We start from the raw sequence: 20,140 nt of genomic DNA, 5'->3' as shown, positions 1-20,140 counted from the left end.
TCTCAGAGCCAAGGGCTCTGCTTTCCTTATTCCTTCCGTAATTTTATAATATTATTTGCTAAATAAGAGAGTTGCAATTTCACCCTCAAGGTTTTCTCTAAATGCCCTTATTTGAGAGTCAATCGAGCAGTTAATCTCAAGTCCTCCCCTTTTAAGTATAAAACCTGACAATATGTTTCGTGTATCGCTGCTCAATTTAAGGTTTCCATTTTTACCCTGTCTTTTCAATTCATTATTTACTTCATCGATAACATTTGAATTTATTCTTTCTTTATCATTGTTTGAGAAAATAACTTCTTCCTCTCCAGTTTCAACATTGTTAATTAAAAGTTTTTTGATAAAGTCCTCATATTCAGTCTTATTCATAGAAGATACTCTTTCGATTACAAGGCTGAACACCTTATCAATTGCCTGCTGCTTTGCTTTTAGAATGGAATTTCTTGCATCAAGCTGAGCCCTTGCAATCAGTCTTTCTTTTCTTTCTTTTCCGTCCTTCTCTGCTCTTTGCTTTATATCCTCTAAAATATCCGATGCTTTTAATTTTGCACCATTTATAATCTCATCAGCCTTTACCTTTGCTTCATTTTCTATTTCAGCTGCTCTTTTTTTGTCATCCTCCAAAAGCCTGTTTTTTAAATTATCAATTCCGGCCATTTGTGCCACTCCCTCATATCTTTATGTTAACTATCATAAGTATTGATGTAATAAGCGCAACAACGGCATAGGTTTCAACCATAACTGCATAGATAACACCATTGAAAAACTTTTCAGGTCTCTTTGCAAGAATCTGTATACCTGCTGCAGCTGTCTTACCCTGTGATATTGCTGAGCTGTATCCAACGAAAGCTATTGGAAGGGCAGCCATCAAAAGCAAGAATCCTTGGCTTAAGGATAACTGTGCAAGATTTCCTGATAAAAGCCCTATTCTTGAAAGAATTATAAGAGCTGTTATAAAGCCATAGAAACCCTGTGTACCTGGAATAACCTGAAGAATAAGAGTCTTACCAAATTTTTCTGGCTCCTCAGTAACAAGACCTGCAGCAGCCTGACCTACTATTCCAACTCCCCTTGCTGAACCTATTCCTGCAAGAAGTGCAGCAAGTGCAGCTCCAAGTAATGCAAGTATTGGTCCTCCAAACTGCTTTAAGAAAGCAACAAATGTAGTGAAATCCATAAATATTCCTCCCTTATCTTTCTGTATTTACCCTTATAAATTTTGTATTTATTTTTAAAGGATTGAAGGCTCTGCCTCCACCTTCATAGAACTTGCCGAAAAACTCAAGATATTGTAGCCTGCAGGTGTGAACGAAGGTTCCAAGAGCACCTATCAGGAAATTAAATGTATGCCCTGCTACAAATATAATAGGTCCAAATATTAAGGCTAATGCTCCTTTTCCAAGAAGACCTATCAATAAGTTAAAGGACCATCCTATAAGCCCCGATGCAAGACCTAAAGCTAAAAGTCTTGAGTATGAGAGCGCATCTCCAAGATAGGATGTTACTCCATAAAGGGAATATAAACCTCCAAAGAACTTTCCTACTATGGACTCATTTTCTCTTCCCTGCGTAAAGAGTATTATAAGGGCTCCTGCAATCGCCATAATCTTTGCAATTCCAACTCCTCCAACTCCCACAAGTGAGCCCAAAAGCATCCATATTAGGCCTGAAAGGAATATATACCAAGAGAAAACATCCATAAAAGCATCCAATGCTTTACCTGCTTTTATGAGGCTGTAGGCTTTAACACCAAGCCCAACGTATAGATGTACAATACCTAAAGCTATTGAAACAACAAGAACATCCATAGGTTTATCAACCGGATTAAGCCAAATAGGTTTTAAAGGTATTATACCTCCAAAGAAACTTCCATATAAAACCCCAAAGGCAATGGTTGGTATACCGCAATATACTAAAAGTTTTACTATTTTTTTGCCTTCTTCCTCTAAATCCATCTTTTTGAGCATAAAAAGCCCTACTAAGAGCATAAGTATTCCATAGCCTATATCAGCCATCATCATTCCAAAGAATAGAAGGAAAAACGGCGTTAGAACAGGCGTTGGATCAACCTCCGTAGGCAGAGGAAGTGCATACATTGAGGTTATAACTTCAAAAGGCTCTGCTATCTTATTGTTTTTAAGAAGAACCGGAGGCATATCGTCCTCACTTGGCTCCTCAAAAGCAATATAGCAGTCGCTGAAATTTTTTGACATGGAATTCATAATAAATTCTTCCTTGTCAGATGGTATCCAGCCTTGAAGTATAAATGTTTTTTGAGTCTTTAAAAGATTCAATACTGAATTTTCAAGTTCTAATCTACTCGAAAGATAATCATACATCTTTTCGATATCATCTATTCCCTCTGAGAGCTTTAGTGCTCTTTCATTTAGAGTAATAAATTCTTTATCAAGCTCTGATAATTCATCATTAAATGATTTTATCTGCTCTTTTGGAATCATAGAAAGTTCAAAGTTTATCTTAGTAAATCCATATTTTTTAAGTACTTCAGAAACATTCACGCTGTCATTTTTATGACACAGCATAAACACATTAACATCCTGCTGTTTTTCTGATATTTTTTCAATGTAAATATCCTTAAAATTACTGCTCAGTTCATCTATTATTTTGCTTTCATACTTTTTAGAAATAGTACCTATAAAATAGGAGACGTTTTTTAATATGTTTAACTCTTTGCTGCAAACATCAAGCCCAATCCAATTGCTATATTGCTCTATTTGAGTAATAAGCTTGTTTTTCTTATTTTTAATATGGTTTATGTCATCATCTATTTTTTTGCACTCTAAATATATGTTCTCCCAATTTATAGTTTCTTCTAATTTGTCAAACTCCTCTTTTGATATTACTGTCTTTTTGCTAAACAGTCCCTCTTTTTTTGATTCATGCTGTTTTAAGAAATCATAGCAGAATTTAATTTTGTTATAGTTTATTTCTGTTTGAGATATTGATTTATTTTCTTTAAAATAACCGATGCCCTCTGCTTCTTGCTGAAGATTTTTTAAATCAATAAGCTCAACACAGCCTTTAGACTGAAGAGCATCTAATATATTATCTCTTTGGCTTTGAGGGGCTGCTACGGTTATTTTTTTCATTTTAACTATCGCCATGGCTATTCACTATCCTCTCGATAACCATATTTACAGCCTTGTTCATTATATCCTTTGAAATATCATTCAGCTCTTTTATAGCTTCGTCGCTTTCATCTAAAATACGTTTTACATCTCCTTGAGCATCATTTTCATATTTTTGGATTACTTTCTTATAGTAATCCTCTGCCTCTGATTTTGCCCTATCTATAATATTTTGTACTTCGTTTTTTGCTGTCTTTTGAATTTCAAGGGCATCGCTTTGAGCTTTTTTTATTAGTTCGTCTCCCTCCTTTTCAATTTGTGTTATTTGTTTAACAACTTCAAAGGCCAAACTATCACCACCTTTGTGTATTTAATAACAAGTATTTTAAATAAAAATACACATGCACAAGTTTATTATACAACAGAATAAAAAATTTTTTAAACTGTTTTTCCTTTAAAAATCAGAAAATTTAATGATAATTTTAAATAATCGTGCCATATCTAATTATTAATCTAAATTTCACTCTTTTTTGCTTATTAGTACTTAATCTTAGATATAAAAATATTCTCCATTTTCAAGATTAAAGAATACTAATGCATCTTGATTTTCTATTGTCACTCCTTCATTTTTCAGAATAATTTTGTATTTCACCTTGAAACATATAACTTTTTTAAAATCGGTGCATTTAAAATGAATGTATATATTATCTTTGTTTTGTATAATTATTTCTTTTTTGTTATCACAATATCTATCCGCAAAAAGCTCTACAGCATAGGGTTTTTTAGAAGTTATAATGTAATCATGAAGCAACAAATCCTTTATCAATTCTTTGTCAATCTTTTCTATTAAAAACTCATAAATAAAGTAAAATTTATCCTTTAAGTCAAAATTTTTAGTATAAAAATCCTTGCTATTTAAGAAAATACTAAATTCATTAAAAAAATTAAAGAAAGAAGGTACTATGTCTAATAGATATTCCATTGTAAGTTTAAAATTCCCGCTATTATAGTATATATCGAATACTTTCTCTATTTTATTTAGTTTTTCCATATTTATATAACTCATGTCTTTAGTTGATAGAACTTGATAAGGAGGAAAATCAGCATATTTTATATCATATTTTTTAATCTCTTTTTCAACTGCAGAACCTTTTAAAACTTTTAGAAATCCAAGTTGAAGAACATCAGGTTTTATATCCATACACATATCGAAGGATTTTTTGAATGAATCAATATCCTCCGTTGGAAGACCTGCAATCAAATCAAGATGACAGTGAATATTTTTAAATTTTTTTATCCTTTTTATGTTTTCCTTAACCTTTTCAAAATCCATTCTTCTGTTTATAATTTTTAATACTTCTATGTTCGTTGTCTGCACTCCAATCTCAAATTGAAAAAGATTCTTCGGAGCGCTCTTTAATATTTCAAAGCTTTCTTCATCAAGCAAATCTGCGGATATTTCAAAATGAAAGGTTGTTGATTTAGCGTTTTCTATAAGAAACTGCCATATAGCTTTTGAAAAATTTTTATTTGCATTAAAAGTTCTATCAACAAATTTTACAAGTTTAACTTCATTATCTATAAAAAATTTCAGCTCTTTTTTTACTCTTTCTAAATCAAAGTATCTAACACCTTTTATTGTAGATGACAGGCAATAGCTGCAATTAAAGGGACAGCCTCGGGAGGCTTCATAATAAACTATCTTATCAGGTATTTCATTTCTGTACGGAAAAGGCAGTATATCAAGATTTTCTATTAACTTCCTTTGCTCATTCTTTATTATTTTATCACCATCTTTAAATACAATACCTTTAACACTATACAAATTTTTGTTATTAAATATCGTATCAATAAGTTCTTTAAATGTTACTTCTCCTTCTCCTTCTATTATGTAATCTATATAGTCATATTTTTTTATTATACTTTCCCCATCGAAGGAAACCTCTGGGCCTCCTAATATTATAATTAAATCCTTATTTATTTTTTTTAATGTGCTGCACACCTTTAAAGTGCTTTCTATATTCCATATATAGCAGGAAAAGCCTATAACATCTACTTTTAAATCTATAATCCTTTCAACTATATCTAATATATTTTCGTTTATAGTACCTTCAAAAAGTTTAATATTATATTCACTGCAGTAAGATTTAATATATCTTATTGCAAGATTTGAGTGTATGTATTTTGAGTTAAGGGATGCGAGAACTATATTCATTTTTTATCCTCCATTTTTTTATTTATTATTATAGCTCAAAATAAATTTTTAGTAATAAAAAGATAGATACTATTTTAAAGTATCTGACAATAAATTTCTATCATACTTAGATAAAAGATTTTAACAATAGAACCTATTAAGGTAGTTGGTTAATTGCAGGATACAATACAGCAAATAAAAAAGAAAAAGAAAAGTTCAATGAAAAGAAGTTGTGCAGAGTAATCTTCAATTATATTTAGTTCTCAATATTTTTAAATTATGAACAAAAGGGAACTTATTAGTTCCCTTAATTTTCTAAATATACTATATAATTATTTTTGCTATAATATCTTCAATCTATAAGATTTTCTCCCATACTTATCCTTTTTTATAGCTTCAATTCTCTTTACGTCCCTGTAAAACTTCATCAAAAGGCCTGCTGTTGTTTTTTGTGCAATACTAAGTATTATCGAAGTTATTTTATAATATCTTTGATTTTTGTCCTGAGTGCTTTGATATTTTCTATAGGTATCCATGGCAATTTTTGAATTAAGCTTTGCATATTCCCCTATAGTGCTAAAATATATACCCCCGTTTTTTACCTTAAAATTTTCATGCTCCTTATATGCTCTTATTACCCATTGTTCATACTGCCTGTGTTGATTTAGGAGCTTTACATTAACATGCTGAGGTACTGTAATGTCCTGTATGAGGTGACAAGCTGCTCCAAGGTAAAACATCGCCATTTTTATATTACCGCTGTTATAATATTTGACAGCTTTAGAATAGTAGCGTCTCGATTCTAAAAGAGCATTGCTGCATCCATACATCCCTCTTTTATTATCGGGATTATAGAAGTGATTGCTGCTTTTAAAGTCTTGGTCTGCCCAAACTACCCCTGAATTTATTTCATTAATATAGCGATGCATTAAATTATATGCTTTATCATGTTTATCGTTTTTTAGTATTTCTACTGCCTGATTATTAATAAATTTGTGTACTTCACATTCAGTTTTTATTATTTTCTTTTTAATAGGGTTAACAGCTCTTAGTATATTTTTAAATATATAAGAATATGTGTTTTCTAAAATTTTCATATCACACACCAGATTTTTTATTTTTTATTTTTATTATCTCACAATTTGTGAAAAATAAAATAAATTTTATATAATAAAAAATGTCCCTATTACGGGACATCAAGGGATTAATATGTTAATAAACCTTACGTAACCTGCCTATAACCACACAAATACTATTTTATTTAAAACACAGGCAATTGTAAATAAGAATTTATTCTTTTTGACAAATTTTTTATATTAACCTATGTTTCATTATAAGTATATCCATTTGATGACATATTATACATAATTATTTTGTTTATTTTTGTTGCATATTAATATATATGTTATAATGATTAAGTAAACTATTTATAGGGAGGTAACTTTAATGGTAGATCCAAGAATAAAGGTTCTTGCTAAAAACCTTATAAACTATTCCTGTGAGCTCAAAAAAGGAGAAAAGGTTTTAATTGAAGCTATTGGACTTGAAACTCCTCTTGTAACTGAGCTTGTAAAGGAAGCTTACAATGTTGGAGCATTGCCCTTTGTTACTATTAAGGACAAAGCTGTTGACAGAGCAATTTATATGAACCTTACTGAAGAACATGCAAAGCTTATAGCTAAATATGAAGCTATGAGGATGAGCGAAATGGATGCATACATAGGTGTCCGCTCTGGGAAGAACTCTTCCGAACTTGCTGATGTACCAGGGGATAAAATGGGTATTTATTTTAAAAACATTTGGGATGAAGTTCATGGTAAGATAAGAGTACCAAAAACTAAATGGGTTGTTTTAAGATATCCATCACCTTCAATGGCGCAAATGGCAAATTTAAGTACTGAAGCCTTTGAGGATTTTTATTTCAATGTATGTAACCTCGACTACTCAAAGATGTCAAAGGCTATGGATTCTTTAGTAGCGCTTATGGAAAAAACAGATAAAGTTAGAATAACTGGCCCTAATACAGACCTTACTTTTTCAATTAAAGGACTTCCTGCAATAAAGTGCGATGGAAAGCTCAATATCCCCGATGGAGAGGTTTACTCTGCACCTGTTAAGGATTCAGTAAACGGTTATATTACTTATAACACACCTGCAGAATATCAGGGCTTTACTTTTGAAAACATAAGACTCGAATTTAAGGATGGCAAAATAATAAACGCAACTTCAAACGATACTGAAAGAATAAATAAGATATTCGACACTGACGAAGGTGCAAGATATGTAGGAGAATTTGCAATCGGAGTTAATCCGTACATATTAAAGCCTATGAAAGATACTTTGTTTGATGAAAAGATTGCAGGTTCAATACACTTTACTCCTGGCTCATCCTACGACGACTGCTTTAATGGAAACAAATCAGCAATACATTGGGATTTAGTATACATACAAACTCCAGAATATGGAGGAGGAGAAATATACTTTGATGATGTTCTTATAAGAAAGGACGGAATGTTTGTTATTCCTGAACTTGAATGCTTAAATCCTGAAAACTTAAAATAATTTTTTAAGCTCACAATGCTACATAGCTTTATTATTTTCATTAAAAAGCTCAATAAATGCAGTATTGTGAGCTTTTTACAAATATATATGAAGCTGTTTAATATCAAATTAATAGTTTTGCCGTACTTTTTTTATTTCTGTCTTTATCAATAATGCTATACCTCTTTTATCCCTACATTAACATTTTTTATAGTCATAGCATAATATTTTTTACCATATTAATAAAAAGAAGCATTATTAAACATAAAGGGGTATAGAATGAAGCGTTCTTCTTTTGCTGGTAAGACTTTGATATTAATTTTATCTAATATAATAACTGGAACTTTAGCTTTTGTTTTTTCAATAATTTTATCACGAAAAATAGGTTCTGAGGGAATGGGCTTGTATCAGCTGACAATGCCGGTTTACTCTCTTTTCCTTTGCATTACTGGAGGAGGAATTACTGTATCGATTTCAAAGATAGCAGCCGAAAAAAAAGCTACAGGAAATTTAAAAGAGCTTTATAATACCATAAAAGCAGTATGTATTTTTGAAATAATTTGGTCCATTTTAGTTACAGCTGTTCTTATTATGTCATGCAGTATAATATCTAAAAAACTTTTATATGACGAGAGGACTATGTACGGAATTATTGCATTCTGTCCAGCACTTATAATAATTTCAATATCTTCGGTATATAAGGGAGCATACTACGGTATCCAAAGAGTGTTAGAGCCTGCAATAATAGATATAGTTGAAAAAATAATAAGGATAATTGTAATCTGTACTTTATTATCGGCATTAAAGAGTATGAGCCTTGAAATAAAAACAGCAGCTGCTTTCATAACTTTAAGCTTCGGCGAAATGGTAAGTCTTATTTTATTTGTAATATGTTTTAAAGGATATGTGAGAAAAAATCCTATACATGGTAAATCAGACAACGACTTTCAATTAATATTCAATGTTTTAAGGCTCTCTTTTCCCCTTGCACTAAATGGTATTCTCGGAACCATATTCACTGCTATTATAGCTGTTCTCATACCAAGAAGGCTTCAAGATGCTGGCTTTATCTATGAAGAAGCGCTGTCTCTCTTTGGGAAACTCGAAGGCATGGCATTGACGATTGCCTTTTACCCATCAATAGTAATTAATTCCCTGTGCGTACTTCTTGTTCCCTCTATTTCAGAGGCAGTAACTTTTAAAAAGGAACAGTCTGTTACAAGAAAGATGAATTTATCTTTAAAGATTACTTCCTTAATCGCTTTCTCCTCTGCGGCTATATTTTTTTCAATACCTTTAAGGATTGGATTTTTCTTCTACAACGATGAAACCGTAGGAGAGCTTTTAAAAATGCTATCCATAGGTCTTCCTCTTGTTTATATTGAAATTACTCTCTGCGCTCTTTTAAACGGTATAGGAAAACAGGGTGCACTGCTTTTAAATTCTATAATAATAGCCCTATTCGAGCTTATTGCTTTATATATTTTTATAGGAATTCCAGACATAAATATAAAAGGATATGCCATAGACTTTATTTTATATCCTATAATAGGAATAATATTAAATCTTAAGGAAATTAAAAAATCTTTAAATTACAGCTTCGATTTTACAGGTATTATAATATTTCCATTTTTATGTTCAATACTTCTTTACTTTATAATAAATTCTGTATTTATTAATATAAGCAGTACTCCTTTATTAATACTTATATCCTACCTAACCTATGGAATAATATATTATCCTATAAATAAAATGCAAAATCACAGTAATTTATAAGTTACTGTGATTTATAATGTTCATAAGATTATTTATATCATCAGGTATTTTTGCAACAATCTCAAGAGGTCTATTATCTCTTATGCTTTTAAACTTTAATATATGGGCATGAAGCGCCTGTCTGTTTATAAGATTACTTTCTTTTCCATAAAGGGTGTCTCCTACAATAGGATGCCCTATATGGCTGAAATGAACTCTTATCTGATGAGTTTTACCAGTTTCAAGTTTTATAAGAAGAGCTGACATATCAAAGGATGAGCTAATAACTTCATAGTGAGTTACAGCCCTTTGCCCATTTTCAATAACAGCCCTTTTAACTGAATCGGGAAACTCTCTGTCAATTGGAAGATCAATAGTTCCCCTTCCTTCCATCATTCCTTCAACGATAGATACATAATATTTTTCTATTTCGTTTTTTTCAAGCTTTTTTGCCATAGCCTGATGTGCAAACTGGGATTTTGCAATAACTACTAATCCTGAAGTATCTCTGTCAAGTCTATTTACAAGCCTTACAATAGAATTCTGGTTTGTTTTTTTAAAGTAATGCATAACTGCATTTGATAATGTCCCCTGTGGATGTCCCTTAGTTGGATGAACTACCATAAAAGGAGGCTTATTTACAATTAAAATATCCTCATCCTCATAGCAGATATCGATTGGTATATCCTGAGGTTCAATATCCTGTGTTTCTCCTGTGTCAAGAATAATAATAACCCTGTCATCACATTTTAAAATGCTGTTTGCTTTTCCTGTTATACCGTTTATTTTTACAAACTCTCCTCTTAAAAGTTTTCTTGTAAGGCGTGTTGACATTTTAAGTTCATGTCTTAGAAAATTAATAAGCTTTATTCCTTCTTTATCCTTTTCTATACTATACTCGAGAGTGCTTTTCATATAAATTCTCCTTCGTTATTTTTGTTCATTCTTAATTAAAGTTCCCTTAGCCATACTTTGTGCTATTTTTACTATCTGAATCATATTTTTAGTATCTCCGCTTAAGGCTATTAGTATATTCTCCTGTTTCCACTTAAGGATAACGGTTTCATTTTCTATATCAATTCTGCATGGATACTCTCCTATAATCCCGTTAGGGGGCAAATCAAGACTTCCTTCACTTTCATTTAAATATATTCTATTTCCGCTATCAAAGTATATACAATAAAAGGAGGGATATTTTGCCGGCGGGATTATTCCTATTTCCCAAGGAATAAATCCATCTATAATCTTATCAGGAACAATAATCCTAAAATTTAAATATTTTTGTGCCTCCTCATAGCTCTCAACAGTTTTTGAAAGAACCCCATCATTAATTATATCAGAGGATGGCAAAGATTCAATTTTAAATATATCTTCTTTTAAAGTTTCATTGACTTTTAAATAATCGTAAGTAGTTTTTGATATTACAACATTATCCACAAAATACTCTTCCATATAGGGAAGAGTTATTCCCTTTATTTCTTGAAGCTTAAATTTCTGCATATAATTGTGATCATTCAATTTCCACTTAATACTGATAACCTTCAATCTTTTATTATCTTTTATTTCATACCCTAAAAACTCGTAATTTTTATTGTTTATTGAGTCATTTATGTTTTTTTCTATTTCTAATATGTTTGGTTTATCTATCGGAAAGCATTCTTTAATTTTTATTTTTCCATCATAATGTATATATTTATTACCATTATATATTTCTATATTCTTTATATTATCTAAACTTTCTATTCTAAGTTTGTCAGGATATACATAGGATATCTCGCTCACTGTTTTGTTAATACCACTTTTAACCCCTAACACTTCTTTTTTTTCTATATATTTTATGGATTTTATGCTTTCGTTTTCTAAAGTAACAGTATTAGTACAGGCAGCGCTTCTTGAAATATCAATACTTTTTTTATACCAATATATTCCTGACAGCAATCCTATAATAATTATAAATAATAGATTGTTTATGTTTCTTCTATAAATACTTGGCATATTCCCTCAACCCCATGCCTTTTTTATATTTATATTCAGATTTTTTAATATAAATTTCTTTTATTTTTATGCTTTATATATATAAAGCTATAAAGTATTTATTAATATAATACTCAAATATAAGAATAAGCTAGGCAAAATGCCTAGCTTAAATCTATTTTGTATACTTCTTATAAATATATCCTTTTAATCCATTATAATTTACCTTATACCAATTTCCAACTTCACCTTCAACTACAACCTCTGTTCCATTCTTATAAACCCCAAGAATCTTTGATGATACGTTTGCAGCAGCTCTTATTCTAAGTCCCTTAAGAGCAACAACCTTAACTGTTTTAGCTGGAGATTCTACTATTTGTTCTACATTAGTTGTATATAGTGTCCATGTCTTTGAAATCGTTGGGTTTATTGTTCCCTTATTCTTAATATAATCTATCATCATGCTTCTAACCTGACCGTCATCTCCAAGAAGTTTAGCAGAATCATAAACTACAATGCTCATATCTCCAGGCTTTAATCCTGCTGCAGCCATAAATCCTCCGCCGCCATTAAAACGATAGTTGTTAACTGCAACTGTAAATACATCTGTATCTTTTACTAATCTGCCGTTATACTTAAGATTCTTTATTCTTTGACCTATTGGCTGGGTAAGATCGATATCATAAGTTGCTCCATAAAGCATATCAAGATTATAATCAGGTATATTAAGCTGTGGATCCTTTTCTACTTTATCATCAGGTTTTGAAACCTGCTTATAATATCTTGCAGACCATTCAAGCCAATCTTTAATCTGCTTTCCATTCATCTTTATACCATATAGGAAGTTTTCATAAACATAAACAGACATTATATCTTTAATCTTTATATCTCCGCTTGGTATATAAGCTGAGAGACTAAGCGGCGCTGCTATTGAAAGCTGGGTATTTGCATATGTTCTTTGTACTTCATTAACAAGATCCATAAGAGCTGTAGGTTTCATAGTCTGCTCTTTCCCATAATATTCTCCCGTTGATTTTCCAATTACTGTATCAATATAATTCATAGTTTTATCCTGATAAGACTGCATTGCATCCATTAATTCCTTATCTGCAGCAACTGAATCCATTTTTGCATTTTTACTTGTAATTTGTCCAATATTGCCTTCAGAGTCAACATATATATCAACTTGAGATATATATTGTCCATATTTTCCAGGCTCAGTTACTATTACATTCTTCCCTTCAGGATTTTTGTATATGTTTTGAGCTATATTTTTATGTGTATGTCCGCAAATTATAGCATCAATTCCTGATACACCCTGTGCAACTGCTTTTATCTGATTTTCAGGAATAATATCACTTGCACTTTCTTCTCCACTGTGGATAACAGCTATTACCTTATCAGCACCTTCTGACTTAATAATTGGAACCCATTTCTTTGCTTCATCAACAAGATCATTAAATTTTAATCCTTTATAGTTTGCCTCATTCTCCCAGCTTGGAATAGTCTTTGTTGTTAGTCCAAGTATCGCTATTTTTTGTGTTTTACCATTTATATTAAAGCTTTTAATAATATATGGCTTTACATAATTTGTACCATCGGTTTTATATGTGTTTGCTGAAAGAACAGAAATACCCTCATTGTTTGCATCTTTTATTATTCTATCAAGGTTATCCAGTCCATAATTAAATTCATGATTTCCTAAAGTCCATGTATCATATTTCATTATGCCCATTGCTTTTATCATTGGATATTCTGATTTTGTATCCATCTTATTATAATAGTAAGCTAACGGTGTTCCCTGAATCGTATCACCTGCATCAACAAGCATAACGTTGGGATTTGCTTTCCTTTGATCTTTTACATAGGTTGATACCTTTGCAAGTCCCTGATCTGCTGCTTTTCCTGTATAATAGTCGAGAGGATAAATATTTCCGTGAATATCTGAAGTTCCAATTACTGATATAGCCTTTGAAATATCTGTAAGTCTTGAATTTAATACCGTTTCAATTTTTGATTTTGATTTTACAGCTTCAATCATTGCATCCCTTACAAGTATGAATGTATTAGCTTTTGGATCCTTCCCACCTGCATCAACAAAACCTGTAAATCCATCTCCTCCAGTTGCCATAAAATCGTTAGTAGCAACTTTTAAAATTTCAGTATCACTTATTGGTGCTCCATTTTCTCTAACAATCTCAACAACTCTGTTCATTGAAGGTCTCGCATAGTCATATTTAACTTTAAGTCCTGAAATCTGAATACCTTTGCCTCCATCCATTACCGCCTGTTCAAGTACTTTTTTAATCTGGGCTTTATTCATATCAATTACGCAGATTGTATTGTCAAAGGGCATAATATAGTTAATTGTTCCAACAGTAATATCACCTTTTGGAACATCAATTCTTATTCCTCCATTATTCTGCATTCCTACATCAGCATTAACTTTATTTTTTATTACATCTGTTATCCAATTTCCAAGATACGATTCTCCATAGGGCGACCATTTATTTGTAACTATTTGTTTTCTTGTTAAGTCTGTGTCGGAAGAACCTATTACAACGCCAAATGTTGGTGCTATTTCTTTTTTTGCCTCATCAACAATTGCTTTTACATTTGAATCCATAATTGGGTTTGGCGCTTTATATCCGTTAGGCTTATCAGTATAAATATCAACATAATTTGCAGCAAAGGATACCTTCTTATCTGAACCTATTGTCATTTTAGCATCAATAAATCCTCTTCCTGAATAATATGCTACCATAACAGGAATGCCTTTTGAAGATTTAGTGTTTGCAATAGTATGTGAGTGGCCTCCAAAAACTGCATCTACACCTTCAAGTTTATCTGCTATATCATAAATTGAAGGATATATTTTATCACTTCTGTCTCCTTCGTGTATCAGAGCCAATACAACATCTGCACCTTTATCCTTAACTTCTTTAACAACGCTGTTTATTTCTGAAGCTATATCTTTAAATTCATAATTTTCAACAAACTTTGGAAGAACTATTGTAGGCGTTTCTGTCGATATTGCCCCAATTATTCCAATTTTCACTCCATCTTTTTCAATAATTTTATATGGCTCAAATACTCTTTTGCCCGTTGATTTGTCATATAAATTTGCACAAACTATTGAATATTTCGCATCCTTCATCGTAGTATTAATTATTGTATCAAGTCCCCAGTCAAATTCATGATTCCCAAGTGCAGTAACTTCCATCCCTATATTGCTGAATACCTTTTGTACAGGAACTCCTTTAAAGAAATTTGACATAGGCGATCCTTGATATAAGTCTCCGCCTCCCAATATAAGCGTTCTTTCAGGATTTGTATTTTTTATATCGCCTATATTTTTAGCAAGTACTGCAGCAACCGGATTTCCGCTTGTATCTTCAAGGGTCCCATGAAAGTCAGTAATTTCAATGATGTCAAAAGTCTTAACATTTTTCTCAGCCTTTGCTTTAGTAGTGTTGATTGGTAAAACTATAGTTACCATCAACAAAAAGGCAAGAAATAAACTTGTGATTTTTTTGAAGTTAGATTTTTTCAAAATACTCCCCCCTTGTTTTTTATATATTTTAGAAATTCTTTAAATATTTTATAAATCCTCTAAAAATCGTAAGACTTTTTTCGACACAGCAAAAGCTGTCAAAGCCTAAAGAATACTTTATCTTCAAGCCTTAACAGCTTTTTATATTAAAACTTAAATATATCTTTTTTAATTTTTTTAAAAAGTGGAGGAAGGGGCATTACTATTGTTTTTCCCTCAAGATATTTTAGGTTGTTAGGACAGTCTGTAAATATAAGTTTATAAGCAATAAGAAGCTGATTTGTGAGGCCATATTTATTCAAAAAGAAACTGTTTAATTTTTTATCACCATACTTAGGATCTCCTAATATTGGATTGCCAAGATGGGATAAGTGGGCCCTTATCTGATGACTTCTTCCTGTAATTAAATCTATATCTATATGGGAAAACTGCCCTACGCTTTCTATATTTATAATTCTTGTTTCAATCTCTTTTGAATCTTTTATATAGTCCTTGCTTACATAGGATTTATTTGTCTTGCTGTCCTTTAAAATGTAGGCCTTATAGATACCCTCGGCTATTCTTCCTTTAACTATTGCAGAATAATATTTTTTTATTTTACCATCTCTTATCATTTCATTTACAGCTTTTAAGGTTTCATAGTTCTTAGCAAAGATTACAAGTCCAGATGTATTTCTGTCCAGCCTGTTGCAGGGGGATGGTGAAAAAGTCACCTCTTTTTCAGGGTTATATTCTCCCTTATCATATAAATAGGCCAAAACTGCATCGGTTAAAGTTAGTTCTTTACCCTCATCAGGATGAACAAGGGTATCTGCTCCTTTTACAGCTACTAATATATTTTCATCTTCATAGGCAGTATCGATTTCATAATCTATATCTATAAATCTGAGCTTTTTATCTTCTTTATTAACTTCAATCTTAAAATTAAATTTTATTATATCCCCTTCAGATAATATGTATTTCTCGCTGGACTTGTTTCCATTTACGGTTATTTCTTTTTTTCTTATGGCCTTATAAATGTTTCCAAGGGACATATTCAATAGATACTTTCTTAAAAACCTATCAAGTCTTTGTCCTGCTTCATTTTCTCTGATAACTATTTCCTTCATTCTCATCCCTCTTTATTTATTTTTTCTTTATAATAACTTTAATATTCTTCTCAGTCAATAAAAAAGATAGGTCTGTTTAAAACAGACCTATCTGCAAGAGGCAGTGCTATAAAGCTGGTCGACTGTAAATCTCTTTCCAAAGAAAGAATTTCTATAGTCGATTACAAAACCTTTAGTATATTCAGCCATCTCCTTATCAAAGATAACCTTAATACCTTCTGCTTCATATACATTATCGCTATCTTTAGGCTCATCCAGAGCCAATCCAAGAGTTGGGCCGCCTCATCCTATACCGGCAATATATACCCTAACCCCGTAATTGTCACCTTTTTTACTTAGCTTTTCTTTCAAAATTTCCGCAGCTGAATTTGTTATTTTAATCTCCATATTTATACCTCCATTCATATATACCCCATATAGGTATATATTACTTTAATTTAAATTAAAAATCAATAGAATATTAATGGAGATTATCTTATTATCTTTTTTTCTTATTTTAATATTTTATTCAACTGCTTTATATTTTTATAAATATATTTTCCCCGTTACTTATTTATTTTATTTATTATTTCATCTACAATTGATTTGAAATCTTCCTTCATCTTTCCAAAAAGCTCAACTCTTCCCTCATCCGAAAGCTCCATTAAATCATTATCAAGAGGAAGTTCTCCTAAAAGGTCAATTCCAATTTTCTCCGCTGCCCTTTGAGCTGCGTTTTCACCAAAGACTTCAATTTTTTTATTGCATTCTGGGCAGGTTATGTAGCTCATATTCTCTATAACGCCTAATACTTTAACGTTCATTTTCTTTGCCATATCTACTGCCTTTGAAACTATCATTGATACGAGATTTTGAGGTGTTGATACCATTACAATACCCGTAACAGGTATTGACTGCATGACAGTTAATGGAACATCTCCAGTTCCCGGAGGCATATCAACTATTAAATAATCTAAGTCTCCCCAAACTACATCAGTCCAAAATTGTTTTACTGCTCCAGCAATTAATGGCCCTCTCCAGACAACAGCCTGCTCTTCATATTCCGTTAATAAATTCATCGACATAACGTAAACGCCTGTAACGCTTTGAGGAGGATATATTCCATCTTCAGTTATTTCAACGCTTTTATTTGTCATACCAAAAAGCCTTGGAATGCTCGGTCCTGTAATATCCGCATCAAGAAGCCCTACTCTATATCCTCTGTTTTTAAGTTCGCATGCTATCAATGAAGATATAGTTGATTTTCCAACTCCTCCCTTACCGCTCATAACTGCAATTATATTTTTTACTTGATTTAGTGGGTTGTTTTCAACCATGCAGCTATCGCCTTTATTGCATCCGTCCTTTGATGGACAGCTATCGCAATTTGCCATAATATCATCTCCTTAATTTTATTAACAAGTACATTATAGTAGATATTTTTGTTATTGAAAACATTGTATGAAAATATAAAAAATAAAAAATTTTTAATTGACTTATCCATAAAAAAAATGATATATTATAGATAAGTTTTAAATTTTAATTCCAATCTATAGCCTGTGCTTTAATTGGAATTTATTTTTTACAATTTGCGCAAACGATTGCATATAATAATTATGAGATGGTGATGTTATGGAAAAATATTTTTTAGTGGATGAATGGAATGTTATTGAAGAAGGGTTTAATCCAGATAAAAACAGGCTTACAGAAAGCGTAATGAGCCTTGGGAACGGCTATATGGGTATTAGAGGTAATTTCACTGAATATTATTCTGGTGATTCTCTTAAGGGTACTTATATAGCCGGAGTATATTATCCCGATAAAACAAGGGTTGGCTGGTGGAAAATAGGATATCCTGAATACTTTGCAAAGGTGTTAAATGCCCCAGATTTCACAACTATAGACGTTTATATAGAAGATGAAAGACTCGACCTTGCAAAAGTAAAATTTAAAAAATTCAAAAGAACCCTAAATATGAAAACAGGATGTCTCAATATCGAATTTACAATTTGTGATGGAAAAAATCGTGAAACCGAAATAAAAACAAAAAAATTTATAAGCATGGCAAAGGGTGAAGTTGCCGCAATTTCATATAGCATAACTCCTTTAAATTATGATGGAAAAATAGAACTTATACCTTTAATCGATGGAGATGTTTCGAATGAAGATTCAAATTATGGAGAAAAATTCTGGGATGAGGTTGAAAAGAATGTAGATGGCCTTTATGGTTATATAACAATGAAAACCAAAAAGCTTGACTTTTTCGTATGCACATCTATGAAATATGATGTTTACTGCAGTGGAAATAAAAATAAAACAGAGATTGAACCTATAGTTAAAGAAAAGTATGTTGGAAGCAAGTATAAAACCTATTGTAATATTGGTGAGACAATTACTCTTTATAAATATGCAGCTGTAACATCAAATAGATACTATAAAAACGAAGAACTTGTTTCAAAGGGCAAGGAGATACTTGAAGAAGCATTTTTAAAGGGGTTTGACAATCTATTTGAAGAACACTCTAAAGCCCTTGAACATCAATGGAAAGAAAGCGATATAGTAATTGATGGAGATGTTGAATCACAGCAGGCAATAAGATTTAATATCTTCCATTTGAACCAGACATATAACGGAAAGGATCCGAGGCTTAACATAGGACCTAAAGGCTTTACAGGAGAAAAATACGGAGGAAGTACCTATTGGGACACTGAGGCCTTTTGCTTCCCATTCTATTTGAGTACTCATGATAAAAGCGTTGCAAGAAACCTTTTAATATACAGATACAATCATCTTGAGAAAGCTAAGGAAAATGCAAAAAAATTGGGATTAAAGGGTGCCCTTTATCCTATGGTTACAATGAATGGTGAAGAATGTCATAACGAATGGGAAATAACCTTTGAAGAAATACATAGAAATGCAGCTATATCCTATGCTATATACAGCTATGTAAGATATACAGGAGATGAAGAATATTTATCTGATTATGGGTTTGAAGTTTTAGTAGAAATAAGCCGTTTTTGGGAATCGAGGGTAAATTACAACCCTCTAAAGGATAAATACATGATTCTTGGTGTTACTGGACCTAACGAATATGAAAACAACGTTAACAATAACTGGTATACAAATACAATGGCTGCTTGGAATCTTTCCTACACTTTAAAAGTATGTGAGATTTTAAAGAAAAAATATCCTGAGAAATATAAAGTTCTTAAGGAAAAACTTAAACTACAGGATATAGAGTTTGAAAAATGGCAGGATATAATAAACAAGATGTATTATCCCTATGTTGAATCTCTTAAAATATTTGAGCAGCAGGACGGGTACATGGATAAGGAACAAAAGTTAGTTTCTGAACTTTCAAAGGATGATTTACCTTTAAATCAAAACTGGTCCTGGGATAGAATATTAAGGTCATGCTTTATAAAGCAAGCTGATGTTATTCAAGGAATATACTTTTTAAATGAAAGATATGATTTAGATACCATAAAGCGAAACTTCGACTTCTATGAACCAAGAACAGTGCATGAATCTTCCCTTTCTGCCTGTATTTATTCGATTATTGCAAGCCAAATTGGATATCAAAATAAGGCATATGAGTTGTTTTTAAGAAGCTCGAGGCTCGATCTCGACAACTACAACAACGACACAAATGACGGCCTTCACATAACCAGCATGGCAGGTACTTGGATGACAATTACTCAAGGCTTTGGAGGAATGAAGGTCATAAACGATATGCTCTGCTTTAAGCCCTATGTTCCATCGAAATGGAAATCCTATTCTTTCAAAATACTTTTTAGAGAGCATCTATTAAAGATAGATGTAAAAAAAGATGTTATTACTATATATCAAGAAAGGGGAAATGAATTTATTATTAAGGTTTTTGATGATGAATATACTGTTCCTCAGAACGGTTCAGTAATAATTAAAAAATAAATTATTGGAGGGAAAC

General features: G+C 31.5%; 16 protein-coding genes. 4 read left to right on the top strand and 12 right to left on the bottom strand.

Annotation, left to right across the window (positions count from 1 at the left end):
- Nucleotides 1–51: 51 nt before the first annotated feature.
- The 5 genes from B5D15_RS08260 to B5D15_RS08240 all read right to left on the bottom strand — a co-directional run bounded on the left by B5D15_RS08260 (nucleotide 52) and on the right by B5D15_RS08240 (nucleotide 5,301).
- Nucleotides 52–654 carry a V-type ATP synthase subunit E gene (locus tag B5D15_RS08260; RefSeq protein WP_078696639.1) on the bottom strand — a complete coding sequence of 201 codons (603 nt, stop codon included), beginning with the start codon at nucleotides 652–654 and terminating at the stop codon, nucleotides 52–54.
- Between the two features lie 13 nt (nucleotides 655–667).
- Nucleotides 668–1,174 (bottom strand): V-type ATP synthase subunit K, encoded by a 507-nt coding sequence (locus B5D15_RS08255; RefSeq protein ID WP_078696638.1) that lies wholly within the window; start codon nucleotides 1,172–1,174, stop codon nucleotides 668–670.
- 13 nt (nucleotides 1,175–1,187) lie between these two features.
- Nucleotides 1,188–3,122, bottom strand: coding sequence for a V-type ATP synthase subunit I (locus tag B5D15_RS08250; RefSeq protein WP_078696637.1), 1,935 nt, complete (start codon nucleotides 3,120–3,122; stop codon nucleotides 1,188–1,190).
- On the bottom strand, nucleotides 3,109–3,435 hold the full coding sequence (locus B5D15_RS08245) for a hypothetical protein (RefSeq protein WP_078696636.1): 327 nt from the start codon (nucleotides 3,433–3,435) through the stop codon (nucleotides 3,109–3,111). Before B5D15_RS08245 ends, B5D15_RS08250 begins: the two co-directional genes overlap by 14 nt.
- A gap of 201 nt (nucleotides 3,436–3,636) precedes the next feature.
- A complete protein-coding gene (locus B5D15_RS08240; protein ID WP_078696635.1) occupies nucleotides 3,637–5,301 on the bottom strand; it encodes a B12-binding domain-containing radical SAM protein in 1,665 nt (554 codons plus the stop codon).
- A gap of 152 nt (nucleotides 5,302–5,453) precedes the next feature.
- On the opposite strand from B5D15_RS08240, the gene B5D15_RS08235 reads away from it, so the two are divergent.
- Nucleotides 5,454–5,540, top strand: coding sequence for a DUF3784 domain-containing protein (locus B5D15_RS08235; RefSeq protein ID WP_078696652.1), 87 nt, complete (start codon nucleotides 5,454–5,456; stop codon nucleotides 5,538–5,540).
- An 81-nt stretch (nucleotides 5,541–5,621) separates the two neighbouring features.
- Here the strand turns inward: B5D15_RS08235 and B5D15_RS08230 are convergent, their stop codons facing one another.
- A complete protein-coding gene (locus tag B5D15_RS08230) occupies nucleotides 5,622–6,377 on the bottom strand; it encodes a zinc dependent phospholipase C family protein (RefSeq protein WP_078696634.1) in 756 nt (251 codons plus the stop codon).
- A 349-nt stretch (nucleotides 6,378–6,726) separates the two neighbouring features.
- On the opposite strand from B5D15_RS08230, the gene B5D15_RS08225 reads away from it, so the two are divergent.
- On the top strand, nucleotides 6,727–7,842 hold the full coding sequence (locus B5D15_RS08225) for an aminopeptidase (RefSeq protein WP_078696633.1): 1,116 nt from the start codon (nucleotides 6,727–6,729) through the stop codon (nucleotides 7,840–7,842).
- 258 nt (nucleotides 7,843–8,100) lie between these two features.
- Entirely contained in the window at nucleotides 8,101–9,597 is a 1,497-nt protein-coding gene (spoVB, locus tag B5D15_RS08220) for a stage V sporulation protein B (RefSeq protein ID WP_078696632.1), read from the top strand.
- Here spoVB and B5D15_RS08215 read toward each other — a convergent pair.
- The 6 genes from B5D15_RS08215 to B5D15_RS08195 form a co-directional block, all read right to left on the bottom strand.
- Entirely contained in the window at nucleotides 9,592–10,491 is a 900-nt protein-coding gene (locus tag B5D15_RS08215) for an RluA family pseudouridine synthase (protein ID WP_078696631.1), read from the bottom strand. The two genes, spoVB and B5D15_RS08215, sit on opposite strands and share 6 nt — an antisense overlap.
- 15 nt (nucleotides 10,492–10,506) lie before the next feature.
- Nucleotides 10,507–11,571: a hypothetical protein gene (locus B5D15_RS08210; protein WP_078696630.1), complete on the bottom strand. Its 1,065-nt coding sequence runs from the start codon at nucleotides 11,569–11,571 to the stop codon at nucleotides 10,507–10,509.
- Between the two features lie 154 nt (nucleotides 11,572–11,725).
- A complete protein-coding gene (locus tag B5D15_RS08205) occupies nucleotides 11,726–15,049 on the bottom strand; it encodes a 5'-nucleotidase C-terminal domain-containing protein (RefSeq protein ID WP_078696651.1) in 3,324 nt (1,107 codons plus the stop codon).
- Between the two features lie 200 nt (nucleotides 15,050–15,249).
- A complete protein-coding gene (locus B5D15_RS08200) occupies nucleotides 15,250–16,212 on the bottom strand; it encodes an RluA family pseudouridine synthase (protein WP_078696629.1) in 963 nt (320 codons plus the stop codon).
- Nucleotides 16,213–16,299: 87 nt separating this feature from the next.
- Entirely contained in the window at nucleotides 16,300–16,599 is a 300-nt protein-coding gene (locus B5D15_RS15835) for a HesB/IscA family protein (RefSeq protein ID WP_332925428.1), read from the bottom strand.
- A 158-nt stretch (nucleotides 16,600–16,757) separates the two neighbouring features.
- Nucleotides 16,758–17,585 (bottom strand): Mrp/NBP35 family ATP-binding protein, encoded by an 828-nt coding sequence (locus B5D15_RS08195; RefSeq protein ID WP_078696628.1) that lies wholly within the window; start codon nucleotides 17,583–17,585, stop codon nucleotides 16,758–16,760.
- A 238-nt stretch (nucleotides 17,586–17,823) separates the two neighbouring features.
- On the opposite strand from B5D15_RS08195, the gene B5D15_RS08190 reads away from it, so the two are divergent.
- The gene (locus B5D15_RS08190) at nucleotides 17,824–20,124 is read left to right on the top strand and encodes a family 65 glycosyl hydrolase domain-containing protein (RefSeq protein ID WP_078696627.1); all 2,301 of its coding nucleotides are present in this window, start codon (nucleotides 17,824–17,826) and stop codon (nucleotides 20,122–20,124) included.
- The last annotated feature ends 16 nt before the right edge of the window (nucleotides 20,125–20,140 follow it).

Source organism: Caloramator quimbayensis, assembly GCF_900167605.1.
In the GTDB taxonomy this organism is placed as follows: domain Bacteria; phylum Bacillota; class Clostridia; order Clostridiales; family Caloramatoraceae; genus Caloramator_B; species Caloramator_B quimbayensis.
This window is presented reverse-complemented; position numbering and strand designations above follow the sequence as displayed.

Bases quoted from the DNA above. Each gene is read 5' to 3' on its own strand.
- B5D15_RS08260 (WP_078696639.1), bottom strand. From the start codon at position 654: ATGGCCGGAATTGATAATTTAAAAAACAGGCTTTTGGAGGATGACAAA.
- B5D15_RS08255 (WP_078696638.1), bottom strand. From the start codon at position 1,174: ATGGATTTCACTACATTTGTTGCTTTCTTAAAGCAGTTTGGAGGACCA.
- B5D15_RS08250 (WP_078696637.1), bottom strand. From the start codon at position 3,122: ATGGCGATAGTTAAAATGAAAAAAATAACCGTAGCAGCCCCTCAAAGC.
- B5D15_RS08240 (WP_078696635.1), bottom strand. From the start codon at position 5,301: ATGAATATAGTTCTCGCATCCCTTAACTCAAAATACATACACTCAAAT.
- B5D15_RS08230 (WP_078696634.1), bottom strand. From the start codon at position 6,377: ATGAAAATTTTAGAAAACACATATTCTTATATATTTAAAAATATACTA.
- B5D15_RS08225 (WP_078696633.1), top strand. From the start codon at position 6,727: ATGGTAGATCCAAGAATAAAGGTTCTTGCTAAAAACCTTATAAACTAT.
- spoVB (WP_078696632.1), top strand. From the start codon at position 8,101: ATGAAGCGTTCTTCTTTTGCTGGTAAGACTTTGATATTAATTTTATCT.
- B5D15_RS08215 (WP_078696631.1), bottom strand. From the start codon at position 10,491: ATGAAAAGCACTCTCGAGTATAGTATAGAAAAGGATAAAGAAGGAATA.
- B5D15_RS08210 (WP_078696630.1), bottom strand. From the start codon at position 11,571: ATGCCAAGTATTTATAGAAGAAACATAAACAATCTATTATTTATAATT.
- B5D15_RS08205 (WP_078696651.1), bottom strand. From the start codon at position 15,049: ATGGTAACTATAGTTTTACCAATCAACACTACTAAAGCAAAGGCTGAG.
- B5D15_RS08200 (WP_078696629.1), bottom strand. From the start codon at position 16,212: ATGAAGGAAATAGTTATCAGAGAAAATGAAGCAGGACAAAGACTTGAT.
- B5D15_RS08195 (WP_078696628.1), bottom strand. From the start codon at position 17,585: ATGGCAAATTGCGATAGCTGTCCATCAAAGGACGGATGCAATAAAGGC.
- B5D15_RS08190 (WP_078696627.1), top strand. From the start codon at position 17,824: ATGGAAAAATATTTTTTAGTGGATGAATGGAATGTTATTGAAGAAGGG.